This window comes from Thomasclavelia spiroformis DSM 1552 (assembly GCF_025149465.1).
In the GTDB taxonomy this organism is placed as follows: Bacteria; Bacillota_I; Bacilli_A; order Erysipelotrichales; family Coprobacillaceae; genus Thomasclavelia; species Thomasclavelia spiroformis.
Genome location: NZ_CP102275.1, coordinates 180,394 through 205,236, shown reverse-complemented (window position 1 = coordinate 205,236; position 24,843 = coordinate 180,394). Strand labels below are relative to the sequence as shown.

The following is a 24,843-nucleotide window of genomic DNA, read 5'->3' as shown; positions in this document are numbered from 1 at the left end:
TTATCAATTATTCTATTTAGACTCCTTTAAACGTTCAATAAGAGAACTTTGATTAAATAATTTTTTATAAGCAAATAATGGCACAAATATACATATTATAATAACTATGATAATTGCACATAGTAGCGGTATAACAGGAATCGTAAAGGAAATTTCCATATAATTCATTGATTGAAAACATAAATAAGTAATTAATGTACCAACTGTTAAAGTAATTAAAATAGAACAAATGGCATAAATTAAACCTTCTCTAATTAACAATTTATTTATTTGCTTTCTTGACATTCCAATACTTTCCATAATCGAAAAAGTCATTTTCCTATTTTGGATATTACAAACTATCGTATTTGTATAATTTAATATACCTTCTATCAATAATAAAAGTGCAATAATCGTTCCTACTTTCATCATATCTGTTTGTGAAGCTTGAATTACTTTCATATTATCCAATTTTGATTCAATTAATAAATCATTACTATCATCATTATTTTTCAATAAATTCAAAATTTGATTTTCAACTTGTTCATCATAACTATTATCATATTTTATATTAAGATTTAAAATATAAGATTCATCAGTTAATGTATCTAAATAATCCTGACTAATAATAAAATCAGCTCCAATATTTCTTGTAGCGCCATAATAACCTTCATAACTTATAGCCCCAATTTTAATTTCATTTAACTGATTACCTAAATAAAAATTAATCTTATCATTATTTATATAATCTTGATCCACTTCAAAACCTGGATATTGAATAATACATGTCTTGCCTGCTAAAAAATCTTGTTTATCAACAACCCCATTAAGGATTTGATTTAAATAATCAAATTCAGCCTCATCAATTCCTTTTAACATACCATAATAGTTTTCTGGATTACTTTGATACTTAGAAATTGTTTCTTCATATGACATATAAGGTCGTATTTCAATAAAATTCTTGATCCAACTATTAGAAAAATCATCATATGGAAAAATTATTGGTACTCCTGTTGTTTTATGCACTTCTTTTATACCTTTAATTTCTTTGATTTCTTTTAACAAATAATTTGTAATAATTGGTTGAATTGAATTAATATTTTCAGATGTTTGAGTTGAATTTTGAATAATAAAATCACCATCCCAATAATTAGGTATAACAGTTCGTTTCCCCTGACTATCAATAATCGTAGTAAAACAATAAAAAACTGATAAACTAGTAGCTAAAGACAAAAATACTATACTTGTCTTCTTCTTATCTTTTTTTACTTGTTCAACTGCCATTTGCCAAAATAAATTTCCATTTTGGGTTTTTTTATAATTACGAATTTTCATATTTTTTTGATAATATTTCGTTGCTTCGATTGGAGAAATATTAGCTGCCATCTTAATTGGTTTTTTTATTCCCCATAAAATAGCTATTACACTAACAACAACACTTAAAATCAAAACACTAGGATAAAAATGTATCTCCAGATTACTTATTGAAATCCCTAATATCTTCATTACATAAGGAACCAAAAAGAAAGAAATTACTATGGCTAAAAAGATTCCTAATACAATAGCAATTATTCCAATATATAATATCTGTTTCCTAATAAATTTAACTAACTGTTTTTTTGTCATCCCTAAACTTTGCAACAATCCATAATATCGAATATTTCTAGAAACTGACAAATACAACATATTATAAATTAAAAGATATGCACTTAAACAAATCACAAAACCTAAACCACAAATACCTAATAGTACTTTAAAAGAATTTTCAATATAAGGTAACGGTTGAAAAGATTGTCTTTGTGATAAATTTAATGATTGCTCCATTTTATCTATTGTTGATTTCATAACATAATTACTTTTTAATTTAATACATAAAATCCCATCATATTCTAAATTATATCCCGTTTGCTCATAAAACTCCTTAGAAACATAAATAACTGACTTATCACCATAACCATCCCATATTCCACTAATAATAAATTCCTCATTGTAAACTCCCATGTTATTTTCATAAGTCATTAATATCCTATCACCGACAGTCAAACTCTCTTTTCCACAATTTTTTAAAGCTTCTTTTGTAACCATTAATTCATTTTTAGCTTGTGGATAAGTTCCTTCTATTTTAGTTTTAGCTAATAAAGCTTGCTTTTGCCAAAAAACATCATCACACCATAACAAACCAACTTCTACAGTTTCATCAAATTCTGTATTTTTAATAAAACCTGCATACGCTTCAATTCCAACGCTTTCAACTTTATTGTTATTTTTTAAAAGATTCAATTGCTGATCATTAAAACCATTCATTATTGCAATATCATATTGGGCTCCATTTAATCTGGTATTTTGTAACCTGCTTAAATCTAAATAAGTAATTCCAATTGTTATCACACAAAAAAGCATTAAAGCAGATAAAACGATTGTAAAAAACAAAATACTAAAGCTCTTTTTATTATTTTTTATTGTCTTTTTAGCTAATCTATCAATGATCATACTATTATTATTCTTTAGCATTTAAATCACTTCCAATTAGAATTCTTCCATCTTCAATTTGTACAATCCTATCTGCCATTTGTGCAATATCATTATCATGAGTAATTACAATAAGAGTTTGTTGGTATTTTTTGGAAAGTACTTTTAATAATCCAATTACATCATGACTTGCTAATGTATCAAGATTTCCAGTTGGTTCATCAGCTAAAATAATTGCCGGTTTTATTGCCAAAGCTCGAGCAATTGCTACTCTTTGTTGTTCACCACCAGAAAGCATAGTTGGGTACATTTCTTTTTTATCACTAATATTAAGATTTTTTAGTAGTTCTTGAATAAATTGTTGATCTATGTATGCTCCATCTAGTTTTAAAGGAAAAGTAATATTTTCATACACATTTAAATCAGGAATTAAATTATATTGCTGAAAAACAAAACCTACTTTTCTTCTTCTAAATATTGCCATTTGCTCATTGTTCATTTTAGATAGATCAATGTCATCAACAATAACTGTTCCCTCGCTAGGAATATCCAATCCACCTATCATATGAAGAAGCGTACTTTTGCCACTCCCTGACTTTCCAATAATTGAAACAAATTCTCCTTTTTTCACCACAAAATCTATTCCATCTATTGCTTTTACAATATGATTTCCAACATAATAATATTTTTTTAATGCTTGTGTTTTTACAATAATATCATTCATACTTTCACCTCCATCTACTAATCATCATACAATATAAAAATCACAAACCTTTCACAAAAAGAAAAAATCACAAAATTGTGATTTTAATTTGGTAAATAGATAATAAACGTACTTCCTTGTCCAACTTCAGATTTAACTTCAATATAACCATCCTGTAACGTAATTATTTTTCTTGCTAAATAAAGACCAATTCCAATCCCTTCATCATCGTGGATTTCCGGTTCACGATAAAACCTTGAAAAAATTAGTCCTTGTCTATTTAAAGCAATTCCTTTTCCAGTATCTTGAATTGCTATTTTTGTAAAAATTTCCTGTTTACATACAGAAACATAAATATTACCATTTGACTCAGTATATTTTATCGCATTATCTAAAATATTAAAAACTGCTTCACCAGTCCATTTTTTATCAAAATTCAAAAGAATCTTTTCATCACAATCGACATGTATTGTAATATTTTTTTTATCTGCTTTTAAAACCACTGCATTTATTGCTACAACGAGCATCTCAAAAACTGAATTTACTTTCTTTTGAATTTTAATTACATCAGTTTCTAAACGAGATATTTTTACCATACTTTGTAACAGAAAATCTAATTTATCTACTTGTACATTTATTTTCTTTAAATACTCAATCTCACTACCAATATCTTTTTTATCTAATAATATTTCTAAATAAAGTTTAATATTTGCAATTGGTGTTTTAGTTTGATGTGAAATATCTCCTACTAATTCTTTTAATGTTTCTTTTTCTTTAATAATTTCTTTGTTTTTTAGACTATACATGTTTGAAAGACGAAGTAATCGTTCATAAATCATCTCCCATAAGCTATCTTTATTATATGATTTTGATTCTATTTCTTTTTCATTAAGTAAATCATTTAAACAACTATCCAATTTATGATTAAAATCATAAATATCACGTTGCAAACAATGATTTTTCCATATCAAATAAACTATTAATCCTACTAAAAAAATAATTATAAAAAATAAAACTACTTCCATATATATCCCATTCCATATACATTTGAAATATAAGTATGTTCTTTAGTTTCAATTTTTTTACGTAATCTATTAATATTAACAGCTAAAGTATGTTTATCCATTAATTGTATTCCTTCATCCCAAAGAGAATCTAGAAGTAGTGAATATGTAAGTAATTGCCCTTTATGTTCAATTAATTTTTTTAAAATTCGATACTCAGTAGGTGTTAATGCACATTCATCATCTTCTTTTTTAACTGTTCCTAATTCAAAATCAATTTTAATAAAGCCATCATCAAATACATTTAATTTTTTTTGCTCTCTTGATAATATCACCGAAATCTTTTTCAATAATATTTTCATTGAAAATGGTTTTGTAACATAATCATCTGCTCCTAATTCATAACCACTTAAAACATCATCTTCCAAATCTCGTGCTGAAAGAAAAACAACCGGTATATTATATCGTGCTTTTAACCATTTACAAAACTCAAATCCATTTCCATCAGGTAAATTAACATCCAAAATAGTAAGATCAATAGTATTCTTATCAATCAATGACTTTGCCTCTTTACATAAATGAGCACTAAAAACACGATAATTTTCTTTCATTAAAGAATGATAAATTATATTATTTAATTCTCTATCATCTTCTAAAACAAGAATCGAATTCATAATATTTTCCCCCTATAAAATATCTACTTACTTTTAAGTATAACAAATAAATATTTTTTTAAATAGTAAAAACCAATTAATTTTTAAAAGAAAAAAGACTTAACACATAAAGTTAAATCTAAACTTTATAGTTAAGTCCTATTATGTATTCTACGGGAAAATGAATACAACTATAGATATTTGGGACAAGATTATAATACCACATATTTCAACAAATTGTTTTCAAATGATGAAAATCTATTTTCAAGTTTTGAAATTTTAATAATCAATATCCCCGATATATCCCCCAAATTCAAAATAAACAATACTATCATCACTTGATTTAAAAACAATCTTTACATAATTATCATCAATAAAACGATATATCTTAGCTTTAGCATTAGGAATCATCTCTTTTTTAAAAATCACACTTATTTCCTTAAAATAGTGATCTTTAAAAAATTCAATTGGCATAACATCAAAAGCCCACTCAATATATCTACTATTATTAAAATGTTGATTTATATCAACATCACTATACAAAACAGTTCTTTCCATTACTAAAGATAATTCTAAATTATCTTTAATTTCATGAAAATTATCAAGTGTATATGGATATGAAATAATTTCTGGCATTTTTATTCCTGCTTTATCTGGTTTAATAATTCTTCTTTTTTGAATATCTATTAATGTCCATACTGAATAAATTGCTGCAATCTCTTCTTTATTTTCATCCTCAACCCAATAATTACGTGAAAACTGAATTCTTTTATAGCCACTAGCTCGTGTATATAAATTTATTAATTCATTGCTTTTTATCGGTCTTTTTAAAATAATTGTTTCTTTTGTTAAAACAAACGTATAGTCTTTAGCAATCTTTTCATTCCAAATTTCAATTTCCTTAGCATTAATTGTCGCTAAATCTGATAATTTAGACATCAAATCTGAGATTTTATAATTACCACTATAATCACACTCTTGTCCATGTATTAATAATTTTAAAGATGAGATTTTATTTTCCATAATATACCCCCTTGTTATCTCAATAATAATGTAAAAAATTAATAATGTATAGTGTATGTTAATAAAAAAGTAAAGATTTATGTGATATTATTAATATATGATATCAAAGTTGAGGTGATAAAATTGAAGCGAAAACGAAAAATAAATAAGAAAAATGTCACCATTCTTATTATTGTAAATACAATAATAATTTCATCTATGATAATTTTAATTAGTAACTTATTTTCTTCACCAAGTCCTCCATCTAAACAAAAAAAGATAAAAACAAAAGATTCATTAACATCAATAAATTATTACATTCCATCATATAAAAAGCGCTATAATAACTATAAAGCTAATCACCCTGAGTTATCAAATAAAGATATTGTAACAAGAGTAAATATGAATCTTGATCATAACTTCTATGCCCATACAATTATTCAGGCCAAGCCAAATGATTTAAATACATTAGTAAATAAATACTATAAATTAGATGAAAGCTTTGCACCAACTGATTTAGTTTATATTAATGATGCCTATACAAGTCATGATGATCCCGCTTATCAATATCGAAAGCATCAAGCATCAAAACGTCTTTACAATGATTTTGTAGCTCTTCGAAACAAGTGTCGGGAAAATGGAATTAATTTATATGTTGTAAGTGGTTATCGTTCAACTGCAAGTCAAAGAAAAAGTTATCAACATATGGCAGATACATATAGTATTGCTGAAGCTGATAAAACATGTAGTCGTCCTGGTCATAGTGAACATACACTTGGACTTGCATGTGATATTGCTTTAGACAATTACAGTTTTGAAAATATTACCAATCATCCTAAATATCCGTGGTTTGCTAGTATTTTAGCTGATTATGGATTTATCATTCGTTATCCTGAAGGAAAAGAATCGTTAACTGGTTATAGTTATGAACCGTGGCATATTCGTTATTTAGGAGTTAATTTAGCTAAAAAAGTTATTGATAGTAAATTAACATACGATGAATATTATGCTCGTAATTTTATATTGGATAATTAAAAAAAATCTTGTATAATAAAATTAATGAAAGAAGGAGTATATTTAATGGAGGCTATTTTTAATGTTTTACCTTTTTTAGTATTTTTATTTTTATTGTGGTTTACATATATAAATATATCTTACGCTTTTAACTTACATCAAGCTCGTAAAGAAGATCGTACTTTAACTTCTTGTCTAAGTGATACCGGTAAATATTTTTATATAATCCTTTTAATTATATACATTTGTGTTCTTTTATTTTTTATAATATTTTCAATTTTATGTTTTATCAATGGCATCTTAAATAATATTTATATGCCATTACTTATAATAACTTTTGTATCTTTGATTACTTGTATTTTATTACAGCAAATAATCTATGTAGGACATCGCCAAATGATGATTGGTAAAATTAAATTAGATTATCGTAAAATCAAACGTGTTACTTATCCTAAATCTAGTAAACTAAGATTTATATATGGACAAAAATCATATGAAACATCACTTCGATTTATCGATGATTTTAAACTTAAAAAAGCATTACAACAGACTAGATAAAAATCATTTTATTATTCTAAATATAAAGAAGAGAATAAATTATTGAAAACCTATCACAATAATTTATTCTCTTTTATATTAAATAAAGATTAATTTGAAATCATATACTAAATAGCCTTATTGATGAACTTATATTTTTTAAAATATACAAAAAGGAGTTTTATCATAAAACTCCTATTATTTAGCCCAATAAATATCTATAATATTGTCTAAATCATCATCAAATTCTTCATCCATACTAAACAACTATCTTCTTTAATTTTTTTTCAAACTCACGTCGTGAAAACATTACAATTGCTCCACAACCCAAACATTTAATTTTAATATCTGCACCCATTCTAATAATTTGCCATTGATTAGATTTTTTACATGGATGCGGTTTTTTCATTTCCACAATATCATTTAATTTATATTCCATCTTAACCACCATTCCGTTTATAAAAAGCATCAATAGTATTTTTCATCAACATCGTTATTGTCATTGGTCCAACTCCCCCAGGTACTGGAGTAATTGCTTTTACAATATCCTTTACATCATCAAAATCAACATCACCACATAATTTATTATTTTCATCGCGATTGATTCCTACATCTAAAATAATTGCTCCATCTTTAACATATTCATGATTAAAAAACTTTGCTTTTCCAATTGCAGCAATTAAAACATCCGCTCTTTTACATGCTTCTTTTAAATTCTTGGTTTTACTATGAGCAATAGTTACAGTTGCGTTTTTTTGTAAACATAATAGTGCTACCGGTTTTCCAACAATATTACTCCGTCCAACAATTACCACTTCTTTCCCTTCTAAATCATAGCCAATTTCATCTAACAAAACTAACATACCTTTAGGTGTACAAGGGACTAATGACTTTTCTCCAAGAAAAAGATTAGCAATATTATTAGGATGAAAACCATCTACATCCTTACTAGGATCAATTGCATTTAAAACTTTTTGTTCATCAATATGTTCAGGTAATGGTAACTGTACCAAAATTCCATCAACATTATCATCCTTATTTAATTTATCAATTTCCTGTAACAATTCTTCTTCACTAAATGAACTATCATGATATAAAAGATCAGATTCAATCCCTATATACTTGCATCCACGTTCCTTATTTCTAACATAAGTTTGACTTGCTTGATTATCGCCAACTAAAATAACTGTCAATTTAGGTAAACGAGGATATCTTTTTTTTATCTCTTCAACTTCCAATTTTAACTGATCTTTAATTTTTAAAGATATATCCTTACCACTAATAATCATCATTAAATCCCCCTTTAATTATTACACACAATTATATCAAAATATTTTTTTCATGCAACAATTAAATAACTTCATCAAGATATTGTTGATAATCCTTTAATATCGTCTCTAATTCTTCAAAAGTATTAATTTTTGATAATTCATTTTTAACTCTTGCAGAAGACTTTAACCCTTTAATATACCATGGAGCATGTCCTCGCATTTGAAACATAGCTACTTTCTCTGGTTCTATTTCCATTAATTTTTTTGCATGTGATAAACATTGAGCTATTTTTTCTTGATAAGTCGGTTCTTCAATAATAACACCTGTTTCAAGCGATTGAACAACTTGCTTGATTAACCAAGGATTTCCTAAAGCTGCTCTTCCAATCATTACAGCATCAACACCTGTTTCTTCTAACATTCTTCTAGCATCTTCAACACTTCTAACATCACCATTTCCAATTACCGGTATCTTTACAGCTGCTTTAACATCTGCAATGATCTTCCAATCAGCTTTGCCTTCATACATTTGTGACCGTGTTCTTCCATGAATTGCAATCGCACTAGCTCCAGCTTTTTCAATTAATTTAGCGACTTCAACAGCATTAATATGTTTTGAATCAAAACCACTTCTAATCTTTACAGTTACCGGTTTTGAAACATTGTCCACTATTCCCTTAACAATCTCATAAATTTTATCAGGATAAAGCAATAATTTACTACCAGCATCAGCTTTTAATACTTTATTAACCGGACATCCCATATTAATATCAATAATATCACAATTAGAATGTTGATCAATAAACTTAGCTGCCTTTACCATAGTCCCTACTTCACCACCAAATAACTGAATACTAACAGGATGTTCTCCATCATCCACTTGAAGCATATCAATTGTTTTAGTATTTCCGTAACATAAAGCTTTGTCACTAACCATTTCAGAATAAACTAATCCAGCTCCAAAATCCTTAATTATCTTTCTAAATGCCATATTTGTGATTCCTGCCATTGGTGCCATCACTACTTGATTTTTTATTTCAATATTACCAATCTTAAACATCAACTCACTCCTCTTGTGTATCTTACCAATTATTAAAAAAAAATGGAATATAAAAGTATAAAATTATTTTAAATGATCATACTATTTATAGATAACTTACAACTTCCCCGCTATTTTTAATAGAGTAAGTTATCTAGTTAGTTATAATCCTAATATGTTGGATTCCAACAAAGAAAGGCTTCCCCCGCCTTTCTTTTATTTTATTTAGAATATAAATAAAACCCTCTATTAACTCACTTGTTAATAGAAGGTTAACATATAAAATCAATTCTATTTTAAATCTTTTCTATAATTTCTTTTAATTCATCTTCACTAAAATTATATTCAGTATTACAGAACTGACAATGTAATTGACATCCATGATCTTCATCAATCATCGCTTGTAACTCATCTTTACCAACAGTAATCAATGCTTCTGATAATTTTTCTTTAGAACAATCACATTTAAAAAATAAATCTTGTGTTTCTGTAATCTCTACATCATCAAATAATGATCTTAAAATATCTTCAGGTGTTTTTCCCTCATTAATCAATTGAGAAACTGGCGGACATTGTTTAACTGCATTTTCAATATAAGTAATATCTTCCTCAGTAGCTTCTGGAAGTAATTGGATTATAAACCCTCCTGAAGCTAATACTTCATTTGTATCATTGACTAATACACCAACTGAAACAACGGAAGGTGTTTGTTCACTTACTGCAAAATAATAACTAAAATCATCTCCGATTTCACCTGTTTGAAGTGGCACTGAGCCAGTAAACGGTTCTTTTAACCCCATATCTCTAACTACTTGTAAAGTCCCTTCATGACCAACTGCTACTCCTACTGCCAATTTACCAGTATCATTATATGTATAATGAACTTCTGGATTAGCCACAAAACCTTTAATATTTCCATCACCATTAGTAACATTGATCATTGTTCCAATTGGACCACCACCATTAATGATGACTGTCATTTTTTCAGAATTCTTATTCATTCTTGCCATCATTAAAGTTGCTGACATCATTCTTCCAAGCGCAGCTGAGGCAGTAGGCCATAAATTATGATTTTTTCTTGCTACATCTACTAGATTTGTTGTTCTACAAGCAAAAACACGACAATTTTTACTATTCACTAATCCTCTAACTAAATAATCTTTCATACCATTCTCCTATAAAAATACAACAATTGATGATAATACCATCGGTATTATCATGCAAGCAATAATAAACAAAATAAATACTTTACGTTTGACTTTATCCACTATCATCACCTCTAAATATGAAAAAAAGCGGATACCGCTTTATTTCATATCATCTAATAAATCATCTGCATTATCAAATGAAACAGTTGTTTGATTATCATTTGAATTATCACTATTTTCATCGTTTGTTCCATCATGACGATCTAACATACGGCCAGTATTAAATAATGCTTCAATTTGTTCTCCTGCTAATGTTTCATACTCTAACAATGCATCTGCAATAATAACTAACTTATCTTTATTAGCTTCAATAATTTCCTTAGCTTTAGCATAACATTCATCAATGATCTTACGAACTTGTACATCAATTTCATAAGCAATTTGCCCTGAATGTGAATTGCTATGTTGTGTATAATCACGTCCTAAAAATACATTTCCTTGTTCAGAATCATATTTAATAGGTCCCAGTTCAGACATACCTAATTCTGTAACCATCATTCTAGCAATTCTTGTTGCCTGTTCAATATCATTATGAGCTCCAGAACTTACATCACCAAAGAAAATTTCTTCAGCAACACGTCCCCCCATAAATCCTGCAATATTAGCTTCTAATTGCGTCTTTGTTTGGAAATAAGTTTCTTCTTTTGGTGTCATTAGGTTATATCCACCTGCTTGTCCACGAGGAACAATTGTAACTTTTTGAACTTTATTAGCATCTTCAAGTGCTAATCCTAAAACTGCATGCCCAGCTTCATGATAAGCTACTAAACGACGTTCTTTTTCACTATATTTACGTGATTTCTTTGCCGGTCCACCCATAACACGATCAATTGCTTCATCAATATCACCCATTGAAATAACTTTATGATTTTCACGAACCGCTAATAATGCTGCTTCATTTAAAACATTTTCCAATTCAGCTCCTGAAAAACCTGGTGTTCTTTGAGCAATATTAGTAAAATCAACATCTGGTGCAAATTTTTTATTTCGTGCATGTACTTTTAAAATTTCAGTACGTGCATTTTTATCAGGGTTTGCCACTTGAATTTGACGGTCAAAACGTCCTGGACGTAATAATGCCGGATCTAATACATCAACACGGTTAGTTGCTGCCAAAATGATAATTCCTTCATTACCGCTAAATCCATCCATTTCAACTAATAACTGGTTCAATGTTTGTTCACGTTCATCATGGCCGCCACCCATTCCAGTTCCTCTTTGACGTCCTACAGCATCAATTTCATCAATGAAAATAATACATGGTGCTGTTTGTTTAGCTTTTTTAAACATATCACGAACACGTCCAGCTCCAACTCCGACAAACATTTCTACGAATTCAGAACCAGAAATAGAATAATATGGCACACTCGCTTCACCAGAAACAGCTCTTGCAAGTAATGTTTTACCAGTACCTGGTGGGCCTACAAGTAATACTCCTTTAGGAATTCTAGCACCCATTTGAGCAAATTTCTTTGGATTTTTTAAGAATTCAACTAATTCTTTCAATTCTTCTTTTTCTTCATCTGCTCCGGCTACATCAGAAAATCTTGTTGTTTGATTTTTTTCTAATTTAGCTCTAGAATTTCCAAATTCAAATGCTTTAGCATTTCCACCACCTTGTGACATCATTTTAAAAATAAAAAACATTCCACCTAATAACAGTACATATGGTAGTATATTTAAAAGTACTCTTGTAAACATTCCTCGATCATTAGGATCTACAACAGTAGTTTCAATATCTTTTTCGTTTAATAAACTTGTCAACGATTGCATCTCTGCTTCTGTATTAGGAATAGTTGTTGTAAATGATACTTCAGATGATTTTCCATCATTCTTTTTAGTATAGCTTCCTGAAACATCAATAACTAATGATGATGGAACAATTTCAACTTCCTTAATTTTTTCTTCTTGCACTACTTCTACAAACTCATTGTACTTAAGTTCTCTACCAGTGGTTTGATTCATAAAAGTAACCATTCCGCCTATTACAATCAGTACTAGTAGCCAAGGAAGAATTGATTTTAATAATCCGTTCTTACTGTTCATAAACTCTCCTTACTTATAACATTCTTCTTTTAAAATACCTACATATGGCAATTGACGATATTTCTCATTAAAATCTAAGCCATATCCAACAACAAAAGCATTTGGAATTTTAAATCCAACATAATCAGCTTTCATATCAATAATACGACCTTCTTCTTTATCTAACATCGTAACAATTTTTACACTATTAGCATTACGCTTTAAAAGCATCTCTTTAACATTGTATAATGTCTTTCCAGTATCAAGAATATCTTCAACAATTAAAATGTTCTTGCCACTAACATCTTCCTTTAAATCCTGTTTAACTACAAGTGTTTTAGATTCAACACCATCATAACTACTTACATTCATGTAATCAAATGTAACATCACTATTTAAATGCTTAGCAAGTTCTGCCATAAAAGGTACAGAACCTTTTAATAATCCTACTAATAAAACTTCTTTACCTTCATAATCTTTATCAATAATTTTTCCTAATTCTTTACATTTTTCAATAATTTGTTCTTCACTAATTAAAATTTCTTTTATATTCTTATGCATTTAAATCACCTCTAATCCATACATGATTATAATTTTACCACATATAAATTAGGTTTTGAATATAAATACCTAATATTTTTTGCAAGATGCGGTACTAAAATAATTTCATTGTCACTATTTACAACAATTGGCCAATTTTCTCTTTGGCTTTTAGGAACTTTATTATCAATATATAGACGTGATATTTTCTTAGTTCCTCCAGAAGTAACAATTACATCACCAGGTTTATAAGACCTTATCATGATAGGAAAGTCTTCATCAGTCAAATATACCCCCTCATTTAAATGACCTTTTTTACTTAAATAAAAGTGTTCATGTTTATCATAAACTAATTGTTCATATTTTAAACAATAACCAGAGCTATTTTTTGACTTTGAAACACGTATATTATTATATTCTTTTATGAACCTAATATTAACAGGTAAATCCATTTCAATATTAGGTTTGTCACTATTAATTTGTTTAATTATTTCCTTAATTAAAGAATCACTTATTAATGGTGGATAAACATTTTCTTTAATAATTTCATAAATAAAACATTCCAAAAGATTATCAGGTATTAAATGATAATCAATCATTTCTTTTTGGTGATACTGATGAATATAAACTTGAACTAACTCAAGATTTTTTAAATATCTTTCATTATGATGTTTTGCCTGGATTAATAATTCCTCAATTTGTTTTTCACTATACTTCTTTAAAGTAACATTACGAACAAAATCACGAGTAAAATCAGTTTCAAAATTAGTATAATCATCTCGATAAAATACATTATAATCATGACAATAATTTCTTAAAGCTTGCTTTCTAACCTCTAAAAAAGGCCTAATTACAACTACCCCAAAAACATCACTTACATCTTTAATCCCTAAATAACCTTTTGTATTATTACGTTGCAGTTGCATTACAATATTTTCAATTACATCATCCAAATGATGAGCTAAAACAACTTCATTAGTGTTATATTTATTAGCAATTTCCCGATAAAATTGATAACGCAATTCCCTAGCCTGCATCTGAAAATTTTCTTTACTATACAGTTTACTATCAATCTCTTTAACAAAACAAGCAATATCATGCATCTTACAATAATCTTCTACTGTCTTTTGGTCCAAATCACTATCATTTCGTAAATGATAATTTACATGACAAACAACCATTCGATAACCTTTTTTTTGCATAATATCCAATAAAGCCATCGAATCACAACCACCAGATACACCCACTACATATAATTTATTAAAATTCAGTAATTTTTTCAAATTTTCCATTGTACCACCTCAAGTATTGTCCCCATTATAACAGATAATTTATAAAATTAATACTTTCAAATAAAAAGACCGTTATAAACGATCTAATTATCATTTCTTGCATTAACTACCTTTACAACAATAATACTTATATCATCCAAATTATTATCTTCTAAAACTTTATCCATCAATAATGTAGCTACTTCTTGAGGATGTAATTGATCAATCAAATCCAAATTATCATTAATAATATTTTCAAAATTATCTCCTGTTCCATCACTTGACATAATAATAATATCATCACTTTTTAATGCCATTTCATAAGATGACATCTTTAATTTAGAAACAATTCCTACTGGTAAGGAATTAGTCGTAATTTTTTCAATGATCTTATTTCTTATATGGTAACTAGGATTAGCTCCATATTTAATCAGTTTCATCTTTGCATTAGCTAAATTAATGTTGCATAAATCTAAGGTTGTAAACATATCATTATGATTTTTAATTTTTAACAATGCATTAACAGAATCAATAGTATCTTTTAAACTAATTCCATTTAAAATCAATTTTGATAATACTTCTAGTGTTAGTTTACTTTCACTAGCTGCTATTTTTCCTTGTCCCATTCCATCACTTAAAGCTAAATAATGATCATTATCTTGATGAAATGTACTAAAAGAATCCCCACAATATAGTGGTTCTAAAGCATATTGTTGTATCCCATATTGTAAAGAAAAATTAGGTTGATGTTTTAACACTACTGAAGTATAGCCTAAATGATGCATTATATCTTTAATCGAAACAACTTCTAGTGATTCATTTAAATAACTTTCTACAATTGGTATTAATTCATTGATAACTTCTTCTTTACTTATGTCTAATAATCCTATTTCTAATGTATAAACATTTAATGAGATATCGTGTTTATATAAATATGTAACATTAAATTGATAACCTAATAAATGTTCTTTCAACAAATCATTTTCAAATGGCATTTGTTTTAAAGAATCACTAAAATTATCAAATACTTCACTTAACAAAGAAAATTCATAAAATAAATCCTTTTTCAAATAAAAATTTTCTTGATTAACTCGTTTAATTTTTTCATAACTTTCCCTGTATTCATCAATCGCATCAATAATTTTTTGAGGATTAATACAGTTATGTTTTATATATTCATTATCTTCATTATTAAAATTATACTTAAATCCCTTATTAATCAACTTACCTAATCGACTAATCCCACCATCTTGATAAAAACATAAATCTCGACTTGGACAATGTAAACACACATCTTCATATACATATCCAACAAACTCTCCAATATTTACATCTCGATTAAATTCTTGAAAAATATTAGTCAATTGTCTAAACAAAGAAGCAAATGTATTAACTCGTTGAATCAATTTGTTACGCCCTGTGATATTTTTATATTCATCAGTAAGTAAATTTGAACGTTTTTTTATATTAGGAACAAATAAAAATAAAGCAGCACTTATTATAATAATAAAGTTATAATAATAATAATCATATTCAATAAAAAACGGTAAAATAAGATGGCTTAAAATATATACAGTTGAACATATAAGTTTATTAGGTGGCTTATACATAAAGAAAACACTAAATGGCAGTATTAAAGATAATATATTATCTTTAAATGATGAACTAATAAACATTAATGTAATTGACATATATAACATTGGGGGCATTGTATTATTAATACCTAAATAATAAACACTCAATAATAAATAAAAACGTAATAATAACATCATATAAATTTGATTAACTTCCAACAACGAAACAATTGCAAACATTATCATTATCGAAAGAATCATCATCCGCTTATTTGTATAAACATCAATTGTATTATGAATAAAAAGCGGTACAATTTCTAAGCTCAATATACTATGTATTAAAGTAAAACTTAAAACAACTAATATTTCAACATAACTATAGTTATATATATATAAATAAATTAAACTTACTAAACCTATAATCAAAGTAATATGCTTACTTTTAATAAATTTAAAATACATCAATACCTGCATCATTACTACACTTGTTAAAGATATCAGTACCTCCATATAACTATCATAAAATAATAATGATGTTAATACTAATGCTGCCATATATATAATCAAATGCTGATAACCACACATAAAAGAAATCACCAACATCGAAACTACAAAGCATAGTGATGTATCATACATCTTTACTAAACTCAAAAGAATTGTTAAACCAAAAATTGCTACATAGACCATCCTAATATTTTTTATCTTTGTTTTACTCTTTTCTACTGACAAATCCATTTCATTCACCTCGTAATACAAATTATATGTATTTTAAAATAAATAATTTGTCATAATTTAAAACAAACATAAAAAAGCTATCTATTTATTTCAAATCTAATTTAAATCCAATATCTCCCATAAGTATAGACTTTTCATATTGCACAAAACCCATATTTTTTAATAATCTAATTGATCTATAATTATCATTATAAACATGTGCAAAAACTCGCTCAAAATAATATTCATCTTTTAAAATTGTTAATAATGCTCTTAACGACTCTGTTGCATAACCATGATGCCAATAATCACTATCAAAAGTATAACCGATAGTTATTGAACTAGGTTCAATAACTTCAAAAAAATAATCACCTATCAAACACCCTGTCTCTTTTAATACCACTCCTAGTTGATATGTCCCTCTTTTTCCTTCAAAAGGATGTTTTATACAATATTCTATTCTTTTAACAGCTTTATTATATGGATAATGCCACCAAGATTGATAAAAAGCCACTTCCTTTTTATTTCGATATTCACTTAATCTCATTGCATCAGACATTTGTAATTCTCTTATTAATAATCGTTGCGTTTCAAAACTTTCCAATTTTCTTACCCTTATAAAGTAACTTTAAACAAAAAAATATTATCTATCTATATTACAATATTTTTTCCTCTTTAAAGTTACCATTATTTCCTTTCCTATCTCTTATCCAATAACTTTTTAATATTAAATATTCAGTCATTCTTTCCTATATAAATTTTAAAATTCATTTACATCTTCTCTATTAAAAATAACTCAGTATATCTTAAATTTATAGTAAACTCTACTTTATATAATAATATTATGTATTTGTATTTAAATTATTAAAATTTAAACCTACTTTTGACATCTAAAAAATTACTTAATACAACTATATTATAATATATCTATTTTAACTTTTTAATAATTATTAAAAGCTTAACAAGATAATTTAAATAAATAGGTATTATAAAATTAAATGGGAATAAAGGTGCTTTTTAAAATCTGATAGGGACTTGAAACAAAAATTTCAAGTCCCTATCAGATTTTATAACGCCAATAAATATCATTGGAAATTTTTTATAATATTAAAACTAACACTTAACACGCACATAGCATGTGGTATTTACTTCATAATAAAAACATCCATAGAGCTTATTAACACAATGAATGTTTTCATATTTATTTGTTTCTTACTTTAAATTCCGATAAATAAATAACATACGGTCTTTGCCGTTTATATCTTTAATAATTTCATACGGATCATTAGGAAAATATTTTTGCAACGCTTCTTCCATCAGTTCTCTTTGATCGAAGCCCATTTCAAAAGCTAACAATGCGCGTTCGTTCAATAACTCATTTACCCTTTCAAAAATCTTACGATAAAAATACAATCCGTCATTTCCACCAAATAATGCCACATGCGGTTCATTATCTTTAACAACAGCTTCTATTTCTTGTTCTTGAGGTATATAAGGTGGATTAGAAACAAATATATCTACTTTAAGATTTTTCTCAATTAAAGGCTGTAACATATCCCCAACTAAAAATTCAACATCTGCTTTTAAATTATTAGCATTTTCCTTTGCAACAGTAAGTGCTAAATCAGAAATATCTGTAGCATAGACTTTTAATTTAGGTTCTTCTAAAGCTAAACTTATTGCAATTGCTCCACTACCTGTTCCAACATCACACAATGTAATATTTTTATAACCTGAAAAATAATCATCGATACGATATAAAATATTTTCAACTAATTCTTCTGTTTCATAACGAGGAATTAAAACATTTTCATTTACTTTGAAATCACGTCCAAAAAATGTTTCTACTCCTTTAATATATTGAATCGGTCTACCATTATAGTATTCTTCCATTCCCATTAAAAACTGCTTTTCTAATTCTTTATCAACTTCTTCATCATACATCAAATAAAGTTCATGTGGTTCTTTATTGGCTAAATGATAAAACAAAACTTTTGCAGCATTTACATCCTTATTACTATCATCCAAACGACTTTCAGCTTGTTTAATTAACTCTTTTACAGTTGTCATTAATTTTGTCCTTCCAATTTTAAACGTTGATCTTCATTAATTAACGCTGTAATAATATCATCCAATTTACCTTCAATAATTCGATCTAATTGTTGAATTGTTAATCCAATACGATGATCAGTTACACGATTTTGTGGATAATTATATGTTCTAATCTTTTCAGCACGATCTCCAGTTCCAACTTTACTTTTTCTTTCACTTTCAACTTGTTGATCTTGTTGTTGTTGATAATAATCATAGATTCTTGCGATCAAAGCTTTCATTGCCTTATCCTTATTATCATGTTGTGAACGACCATCTTGACTTGCTGCAACAATCCCAGTTGGAATATGCGTAATTCTTACCGCTGAATCAGTTTTATTAATATGCTGTCCACCAGCACCACTAGCACGATAAGTATCAATTCTTAAATCATTTTTATTAATTTCTACATCTACTTCTTCTACTTCAGGCATAACTAAAACTGTTGCTGTAGAAGTGTGTACTCTTCCCTGCGTTTCTGTTTTAGGTACACGTTGAACACGGTGTGATCCAGATTCAAACTTTAATTTTCCATAGACCCCTTCACCTTTAACCATAAAAGAAATTAAAGAATATCCTCCAGCTTCAGCATCAATGGCTTCCATAACTTCAACTTTCCATCCTTGTGATTCTGCATATTTTACATACATACGATATAAATCACCAGCAAAAATATTTCCTTCATCACCACCGGCTGCACCACGAATTTCCATAATTACATCTTTATTATCATTAGGATCTTTTGGAATTAATTCAATTTCTAATTTTTTAATAACATCAGGTAATTTTTCTTCCAATTCAGCTAGTTCCATTTTAGCCATTTCTTTAATCTCAGGATCATGTTCTTTAGCTAGTTCTTTAGCTTCTTCAATTCCATTTTCAATTTCTTTATACTCTTGATATAAATCATATGCTGCTTGTAATGATGCTTGTTCTTTTGTTACATCTGTCATCTTTTTAATATCACTACCAATATCAGGATCCATCAGCATATGTCCTAATTCTTCATATCTGTTTTCCATTGTTTTTAAACGTTCTAACATACTTTCATTCATGATTTATACCTCCAAACCTCTCATATTATATAATAAACATAAAAAATAAGCAAAATATATTTTACTTGATTTCAACACAATTATTTAACATTTAAATAAAAATTTATTCATATTAATTATAGTTCACATTGAGTTCACCTAACCATTTTATTATATAGGTGTAGTAGAAAACTACCCCTCCCTTTAATCATAGAATATAGAAGACAAGTTACTAATGTAACTTGTCTTTATTTTTATATTAAAACTTATTAGGTCGATTGCGTACCTCATGACAGTGTCGACATCGAGGTTCATAATGCTCAACAGCTCCAATTAATACAACAGGATCTTCAAAAGAAGCCGGTTTTCCATCGACTAATCTTTGAGTTCTAGTTGCAGGAGCTCCACATTTAGCACAAACAGCCGTTAATTTAGTAACAAACTCTGCTCGAGTAAGCAACTCTGGCATCACTCCAAAAGATTCACCTCTAAAATCTTTATCCAAACCTGCCACTATTACTCTTATGCCTTTATCAGCTAAATATTCACATACATCTACAATATCTTTATCAAAAAACTGAATTTCATCAATTGCTACAACTTCAACATCATCATTGACTAATTTTAAAATATCTTGCGCTTTTTCAACAATCTTACAAGGTACTCGAGATCCTGAATGAGATACAATTTCTGTATCTGAATAACGATTATCAACCTTTGGTTTAAATACGACGATATTTTTTTTAGCATAACTTAAAACATTTATTCTACGAATTAGCTCTTCTGTTTTACCAGAAAACATACATCCACAAATTACTTCTAACCAACCTCCACGATATTGATGATACATTATTAAACTTATCCTTTCTTTAGCTTCTAATATCTCTTATTCCATCACTAGTACCATCAGGTCCAATATGAGCTAAATCAGAAAAACGGCTATAATTTTTTTCAAACGCCAAATTAACTTCACCAGTTGCACCATTACGATGTTTCGCAATAATTATTTCAGTTAAACCAGTTTCTTCAGTTTTATTATCTTCATTATTTTTATAATAATCTTCACGATAAATAAAAGAAACGATGTCTGCATCCTGTTCAATTGCTCCAGATTCTCTTAAATCCGACATCATTGGACGTTTATTAGGTCGTTGTTCAACTGAACGCGATAACTGTGATAACGAAATAACAGGTACTTCTAACTCTCTGGCTAATGCTTTTAGTGTTCTTGAAATTTCAGAAACTTCTTGTTGTCTATTTTCACGATTTTTAGATGATGAAGTAATCAACTGTAAATAATCGATTACAATCATTTTTAATCCATGTTCTGATTTTAATTTTCTACTTTTAGCAACAATATCATTAATTTTAATCCCTGGACTATCATCTATATACAAATTACATTTAGATACACGTTCAGCCGCTGCATAATATTTATTGGCATTAGTTTTTAAAACTTCACCTGTACGCATTGAGGCCCCTTCGATACTTCCCATTGAACAAATAATACGCTGTACTAATTGTTCAGCTGGCATTTCCAATGAAAATATAGCTACCGGTTCTTTAGATTTATATGCGGCATTATGAGCGATATTCAGTGCAAAAGCTGTTTTCCCCATCGCTGGACGAGCTGCTAAAATAATTAAATCACCTTTTTGAAAACCTGAAGTTATTTTATCAAGATCACGAAATCCTGATCTAACCCCTGAAATATTCCCATCAATTTTTTGTAACATATTTAAACGATCTGTCACGCTTTTAATAACACTACGAATTTCTCTAAACTCTCCGGCACTTCGATCTTGTGTTACTTGAAGAATAGTTCTTTCGGTTTCATCTATAAAAGCATCGATATTATCAACATCATCATATGCACTTTCAGCAATTCTTGTCGTTTCCCTAATAATTCTTCTTAAAATTGCTTTATCATGTAATATCTTTAAATAATATTCACTATGAGCAACAGTTGGAACAGATTCACTTAAACGGAATAAATAATCAACGCCACCAATTTTATCTAATTGATTATGATCCATAAGATAAGATGTTACCGTGGTAACATCTACAGGCATACCATCTTCATTGATAGCAGCCATTGCTTTAAAAATATTTTGATGATTAATATCATAAAAATCATCTTCTACTGTTTTATTTAAGATATCAATACATATATCTTTTGATATTAACATTGCTCCTAACAATGATCTTTCTGCCTCTATATCATGAGGATATTTACGAGTTGTCATAATATTCTCCTATTGTTCTTTTAAATGAACATTAATTGTTGCAACTATTCCTTTATATAAATCAACTTTTAATTTTGTATAACCAAGTCCTCCAATTGGATGTCCGTCAATAAACTTTCTTTTATCTATTTTAATATCGTACTCATCTCTTAACTTCTCTACTACTTGTTTAGTTGAAATGCTTCCAAACGTCTTTCCATCTTTTCCAGATTTTAAAGTAAATTCAAGAGTAATTTCCTCAATTCTTTTAGCTAATTCTTTAGCCTTAGCTTGATTTTCTAAATCAACTTGATGAGCTTTTTCCTTTTCATTTTCTACAATTTTACGACTTGTATCTGTTTCCAAAACAGCTAATTTATTTTTAATCAAAAAGTTTTGCCCATAACCATCAGCAACTTTTACAGTATCTCCTTTTTTCCCTAATTTCTTAACATCTTGTAATAAAATAACTTTCATTATTCACTCTTCCTTTCATCTAAATAATTATTAATCGCTTCTTCTAATAAATTAATGGCACCTGTAACAGTTTCATTTTTCAATTGACAAGCTGCCATTGAAAAATGACCTCCACCACCTAATTTTTCCATAATTAATTGAACATTTATATCACGGGTACTTCTAGAACTAATTGATACTTCATCCTTCCCAGTTTTTCCTACAATAAAAACTGCCTTTACACCACTAATTCCTAATAACTCATTACCAGCTTTTGCCAATAATGTTCTACTATATATTTTATCTGCCTTTCCAAAAGCAATCAAGATATCTTTTCCATATTTATAAGCCGTTTGCGTAATTGATAATTTTGTCAATGTAGTATCATAATCATCTTCTAAATACTTATATGCTTCTCCTACATTTGCCTGTAATTCTTTTAATTTAGCCGCAGCTTGAAATGTTCTTGTTCCTACTCTAGTCCTAAAATAATTAGTATCTATCAACATTCCCGTATACATGATCGTTGCTTCACGTTCAGTTACACTAATTTCTTCTTTTTGATATTCAAAAAGTTCTACAATTAACTCTACAGTAGATGAGGCTGCCGGCTCTAAATAAGTTAAAAGTGGTAAATCGATAAATTCTTCCCCACGACGATGATGATCAATGACAACCTTATTATTAACAATATCTAAAATATTTTCATCAATTGCAAGTGATGGCTTATGATTATCAACTGCAACTAATAAACTTTTTGGTGATACTACCTCATGAACATAACCAGCTGAAATAAACACATCTCGATATCTTTCATCATCCATTAAATTCTTTGCAACTACTGCCGTTTTTTCTTCTAGTGAATCATAATTTATAATAATATACGCTTTTTTATCATAGGCTCTACATAATGCATACATTGCAATTGAAGCCCCAAATGAATCAAAATCAGATTGTTTATGCCCCATGATAAAGATATTATCAGCTTGCTTTATCAAGCCAGCTAATGTTTGCGCAATAACTCTAGCTCTAATCATACTAGATTTTTCAAAACTTTCACTATCTCCACCAAAATAACGAATTGGCTCATCATTTGATTTTACAGTAACTTGATCACCGCCACGTGAATAACATAATGATAAAGCTGAAAATGCTAATTCATCAAGTTCACGTAAAATATTACTACCTCGCCCAATTCCAATTGATAAAGTCATAACTTGTCCTAATTCTTCACTTTTTTCTCTAAAAGTATCTAGTAAAACAAATTTATCTTCTACTTGTTTTCGATAAGTACGTTCATTAAATATTGCGATATAACCATCGCTTTTATATCTTTTTAAGATTACACCATTTTCCTTAGCCCAATCAAGCATAGTTTGTCTTGATACCGATTGAATTGAAGCAGCACTTTGTTCATCTGCTAGTTCAATTGATTCTTCATAATTATCAATCGTTATATAAGCTACACATATCTGTTGATCTTCAAATTCTTTAGCTACTCCTACATAATCACTAACATCTTTTAAATAAAGTATTCGACTTTCTTTGCTATTATACGCCTCAAATTTACGTGAATTAATATCTATAATCTTTATATCATCATCTTCAAATAATGATGCCAATAACGGTTGCCATTCCAATAATTTTTTACCAATAATATTTATATCCATCTCATGAAGCAAATCACTTACCCATACAACATTTCTATTTTCATCATATTTAACTAATCCAATTCCTCCAAAAATAAGTGCATTTTTAGCCTCATCACCTAAAACATCACTAACACTCATATTATTATCTTTAATAATGCTAATAGCATAAAATATAATACTAATAATTATTATATTTTTAACAAATATATATATTAATAATGTTAAAGAAGTACTACTAGATATAAAAATATGTCCTAATATTGCTAAAACAATTTCACATAACAATAAAACTATAACAATATTTTTTAGCCTCGACATCTTTACCGTCATTACACTCACCACCCTTAATAACTTCATTATAACATAGTCACTACTTAAAACA

General features: G+C 28.0%; 22 protein-coding genes. 2 read left to right on the top strand and 20 right to left on the bottom strand.

The features are described from left to right. Positions 1-12 precede the first annotated feature (12 nt). From NQ543_RS00890 to NQ543_RS00870, 5 genes are all read right to left on the bottom strand, one after another. On the bottom strand, positions 13-2,490 hold the full coding sequence (locus tag NQ543_RS00890) for an ABC transporter permease (RefSeq protein WP_004610689.1): 2,478 nt from the start codon (positions 2,488-2,490) through the stop codon (positions 13-15). After that, positions 2,477-3,172 carry an ABC transporter ATP-binding protein gene (locus NQ543_RS00885; protein ID WP_004610690.1) on the bottom strand — a complete coding sequence of 232 codons (696 nt, stop codon included), beginning with the start codon at positions 3,170-3,172 and terminating at the stop codon, positions 2,477-2,479. Before NQ543_RS00885 ends, NQ543_RS00890 begins: the two co-directional genes overlap by 14 nt. A gap of 83 nt (positions 3,173-3,255) precedes the next feature. After that, a complete protein-coding gene (locus NQ543_RS00880; protein WP_004610691.1) occupies positions 3,256-4,176 on the bottom strand; it encodes a sensor histidine kinase in 921 nt (306 codons plus the stop codon). Beyond that, entirely contained in the window at positions 4,167-4,829 is a 663-nt protein-coding gene (locus NQ543_RS00875; RefSeq protein ID WP_004610692.1) for a response regulator transcription factor, read from the bottom strand. The genes NQ543_RS00880 and NQ543_RS00875 overlap by 10 nt, the downstream gene beginning before the upstream one ends. A gap of 258 nt (positions 4,830-5,087) precedes the next feature. Further along, entirely contained in the window at positions 5,088-5,831 is a 744-nt protein-coding gene (locus tag NQ543_RS00870) for an acyl-[acyl-carrier-protein] thioesterase (protein ID WP_004610693.1), read from the bottom strand. Between the two features lie 114 nt (positions 5,832-5,945). Between NQ543_RS00870 and NQ543_RS00865 the strand changes: the two genes are divergently transcribed. Together NQ543_RS00865 and NQ543_RS00860 are read left to right on the top strand one after the other, a co-directional pair. After that, the gene (locus NQ543_RS00865; RefSeq protein WP_412610800.1) at positions 5,946-6,845 is read left to right on the top strand and encodes a M15 family metallopeptidase; all 900 of its coding nucleotides are present in this window, start codon (positions 5,946-5,948) and stop codon (positions 6,843-6,845) included. Positions 6,846-6,890: 45 nt separating this feature from the next. Further along, positions 6,891-7,382, top strand: a complete 492-nt coding sequence (locus NQ543_RS00860) for a hypothetical protein (protein ID WP_039904751.1) — start codon at positions 6,891-6,893, stop codon at positions 7,380-7,382. Positions 7,383-7,620: 238 nt separating this feature from the next. Here NQ543_RS00860 and NQ543_RS00855 read toward each other — a convergent pair whose 3' ends face one another. The 15 genes from NQ543_RS00855 to NQ543_RS00785 form a co-directional block, all read right to left on the bottom strand. Then, positions 7,621-7,812 (bottom strand): DUF951 domain-containing protein, encoded by a 192-nt coding sequence (locus tag NQ543_RS00855; RefSeq protein WP_004610696.1) that lies wholly within the window; start codon positions 7,810-7,812, stop codon positions 7,621-7,623. Continuing rightward, positions 7,802-8,650: a bifunctional methylenetetrahydrofolate dehydrogenase/methenyltetrahydrofolate cyclohydrolase FolD gene (folD, locus tag NQ543_RS00850; protein ID WP_039904854.1), complete on the bottom strand. Its 849-nt coding sequence runs from the start codon at positions 8,648-8,650 to the stop codon at positions 7,802-7,804. The genes NQ543_RS00855 and folD overlap by 11 nt, the downstream gene beginning before the upstream one ends. A 61-nt stretch (positions 8,651-8,711) precedes the next feature. After that, a complete protein-coding gene (gene dusB / locus NQ543_RS00845) occupies positions 8,712-9,692 on the bottom strand; it encodes a tRNA dihydrouridine synthase DusB (RefSeq protein WP_004610698.1) in 981 nt (326 codons plus the stop codon). A 275-nt stretch (positions 9,693-9,967) separates the two neighbouring features. Continuing rightward, complete coding sequence (gene hslO / locus NQ543_RS00840; protein WP_004610699.1) at positions 9,968-10,837, bottom strand: Hsp33 family molecular chaperone HslO; 870 nt, start codon at positions 10,835-10,837, stop codon at positions 9,968-9,970. A gap of 141 nt (positions 10,838-10,978) precedes the next feature. Further along, complete coding sequence (gene ftsH, locus NQ543_RS00835; RefSeq protein ID WP_004610700.1) at positions 10,979-12,925, bottom strand: ATP-dependent zinc metalloprotease FtsH; 1,947 nt, start codon at positions 12,923-12,925, stop codon at positions 10,979-10,981. Positions 12,926-12,934: 9 nt separating this feature from the next. Next, on the bottom strand, positions 12,935-13,465 hold the full coding sequence (hpt, locus tag NQ543_RS00830) for a hypoxanthine phosphoribosyltransferase (RefSeq protein ID WP_004610701.1): 531 nt from the start codon (positions 13,463-13,465) through the stop codon (positions 12,935-12,937). Between the two features lie 26 nt (positions 13,466-13,491). Next, positions 13,492-14,736, bottom strand: a complete 1,245-nt coding sequence (gene tilS, locus NQ543_RS00825; protein WP_004610702.1) for a tRNA lysidine(34) synthetase TilS — start codon at positions 14,734-14,736, stop codon at positions 13,492-13,494. Between the two features lie 83 nt (positions 14,737-14,819). Further along, on the bottom strand, positions 14,820-17,024 hold the full coding sequence (locus tag NQ543_RS00820; protein WP_039904756.1) for a PP2C family serine/threonine-protein phosphatase: 2,205 nt from the start codon (positions 17,022-17,024) through the stop codon (positions 14,820-14,822). Positions 17,025-17,109: 85 nt separating this feature from the next. After that, entirely contained in the window at positions 17,110-17,607 is a 498-nt protein-coding gene (locus NQ543_RS00815) for a GNAT family N-acetyltransferase (RefSeq protein ID WP_039904757.1), read from the bottom strand. 608 nt (positions 17,608-18,215) lie between these two features. Further along, entirely contained in the window at positions 18,216-19,073 is an 858-nt protein-coding gene (prmC, locus tag NQ543_RS00810; protein ID WP_004610705.1) for a peptide chain release factor N(5)-glutamine methyltransferase, read from the bottom strand. After that, positions 19,073-20,149: a peptide chain release factor 1 gene (gene prfA / locus NQ543_RS00805; protein WP_004610706.1), complete on the bottom strand. Its 1,077-nt coding sequence runs from the start codon at positions 20,147-20,149 to the stop codon at positions 19,073-19,075. The genes prmC and prfA overlap by 1 nt, the downstream gene beginning before the upstream one ends. Positions 20,150-20,387: 238 nt before the next feature. Then, positions 20,388-20,978, bottom strand: coding sequence for a thymidine kinase (locus NQ543_RS00800; protein ID WP_004610707.1), 591 nt, complete (start codon positions 20,976-20,978; stop codon positions 20,388-20,390). A 19-nt stretch (positions 20,979-20,997) separates the two neighbouring features. Continuing rightward, positions 20,998-22,374 (bottom strand): replicative DNA helicase, encoded by a 1,377-nt coding sequence (gene dnaB, locus NQ543_RS00795; protein ID WP_004610708.1) that lies wholly within the window; start codon positions 22,372-22,374, stop codon positions 20,998-21,000. A gap of 9 nt (positions 22,375-22,383) precedes the next feature. Beyond that, positions 22,384-22,830, bottom strand: coding sequence for a 50S ribosomal protein L9 (gene rplI / locus NQ543_RS00790; RefSeq protein WP_004610709.1), 447 nt, complete (start codon positions 22,828-22,830; stop codon positions 22,384-22,386). Continuing rightward, positions 22,830-24,791: a GGDEF domain-containing protein gene (locus NQ543_RS00785; RefSeq protein WP_039904760.1), complete on the bottom strand. Its 1,962-nt coding sequence runs from the start codon at positions 24,789-24,791 to the stop codon at positions 22,830-22,832. Before NQ543_RS00785 ends, rplI begins: the two co-directional genes overlap by 1 nt. Between the last annotated feature and the right edge of the window lie 52 nt (positions 24,792-24,843).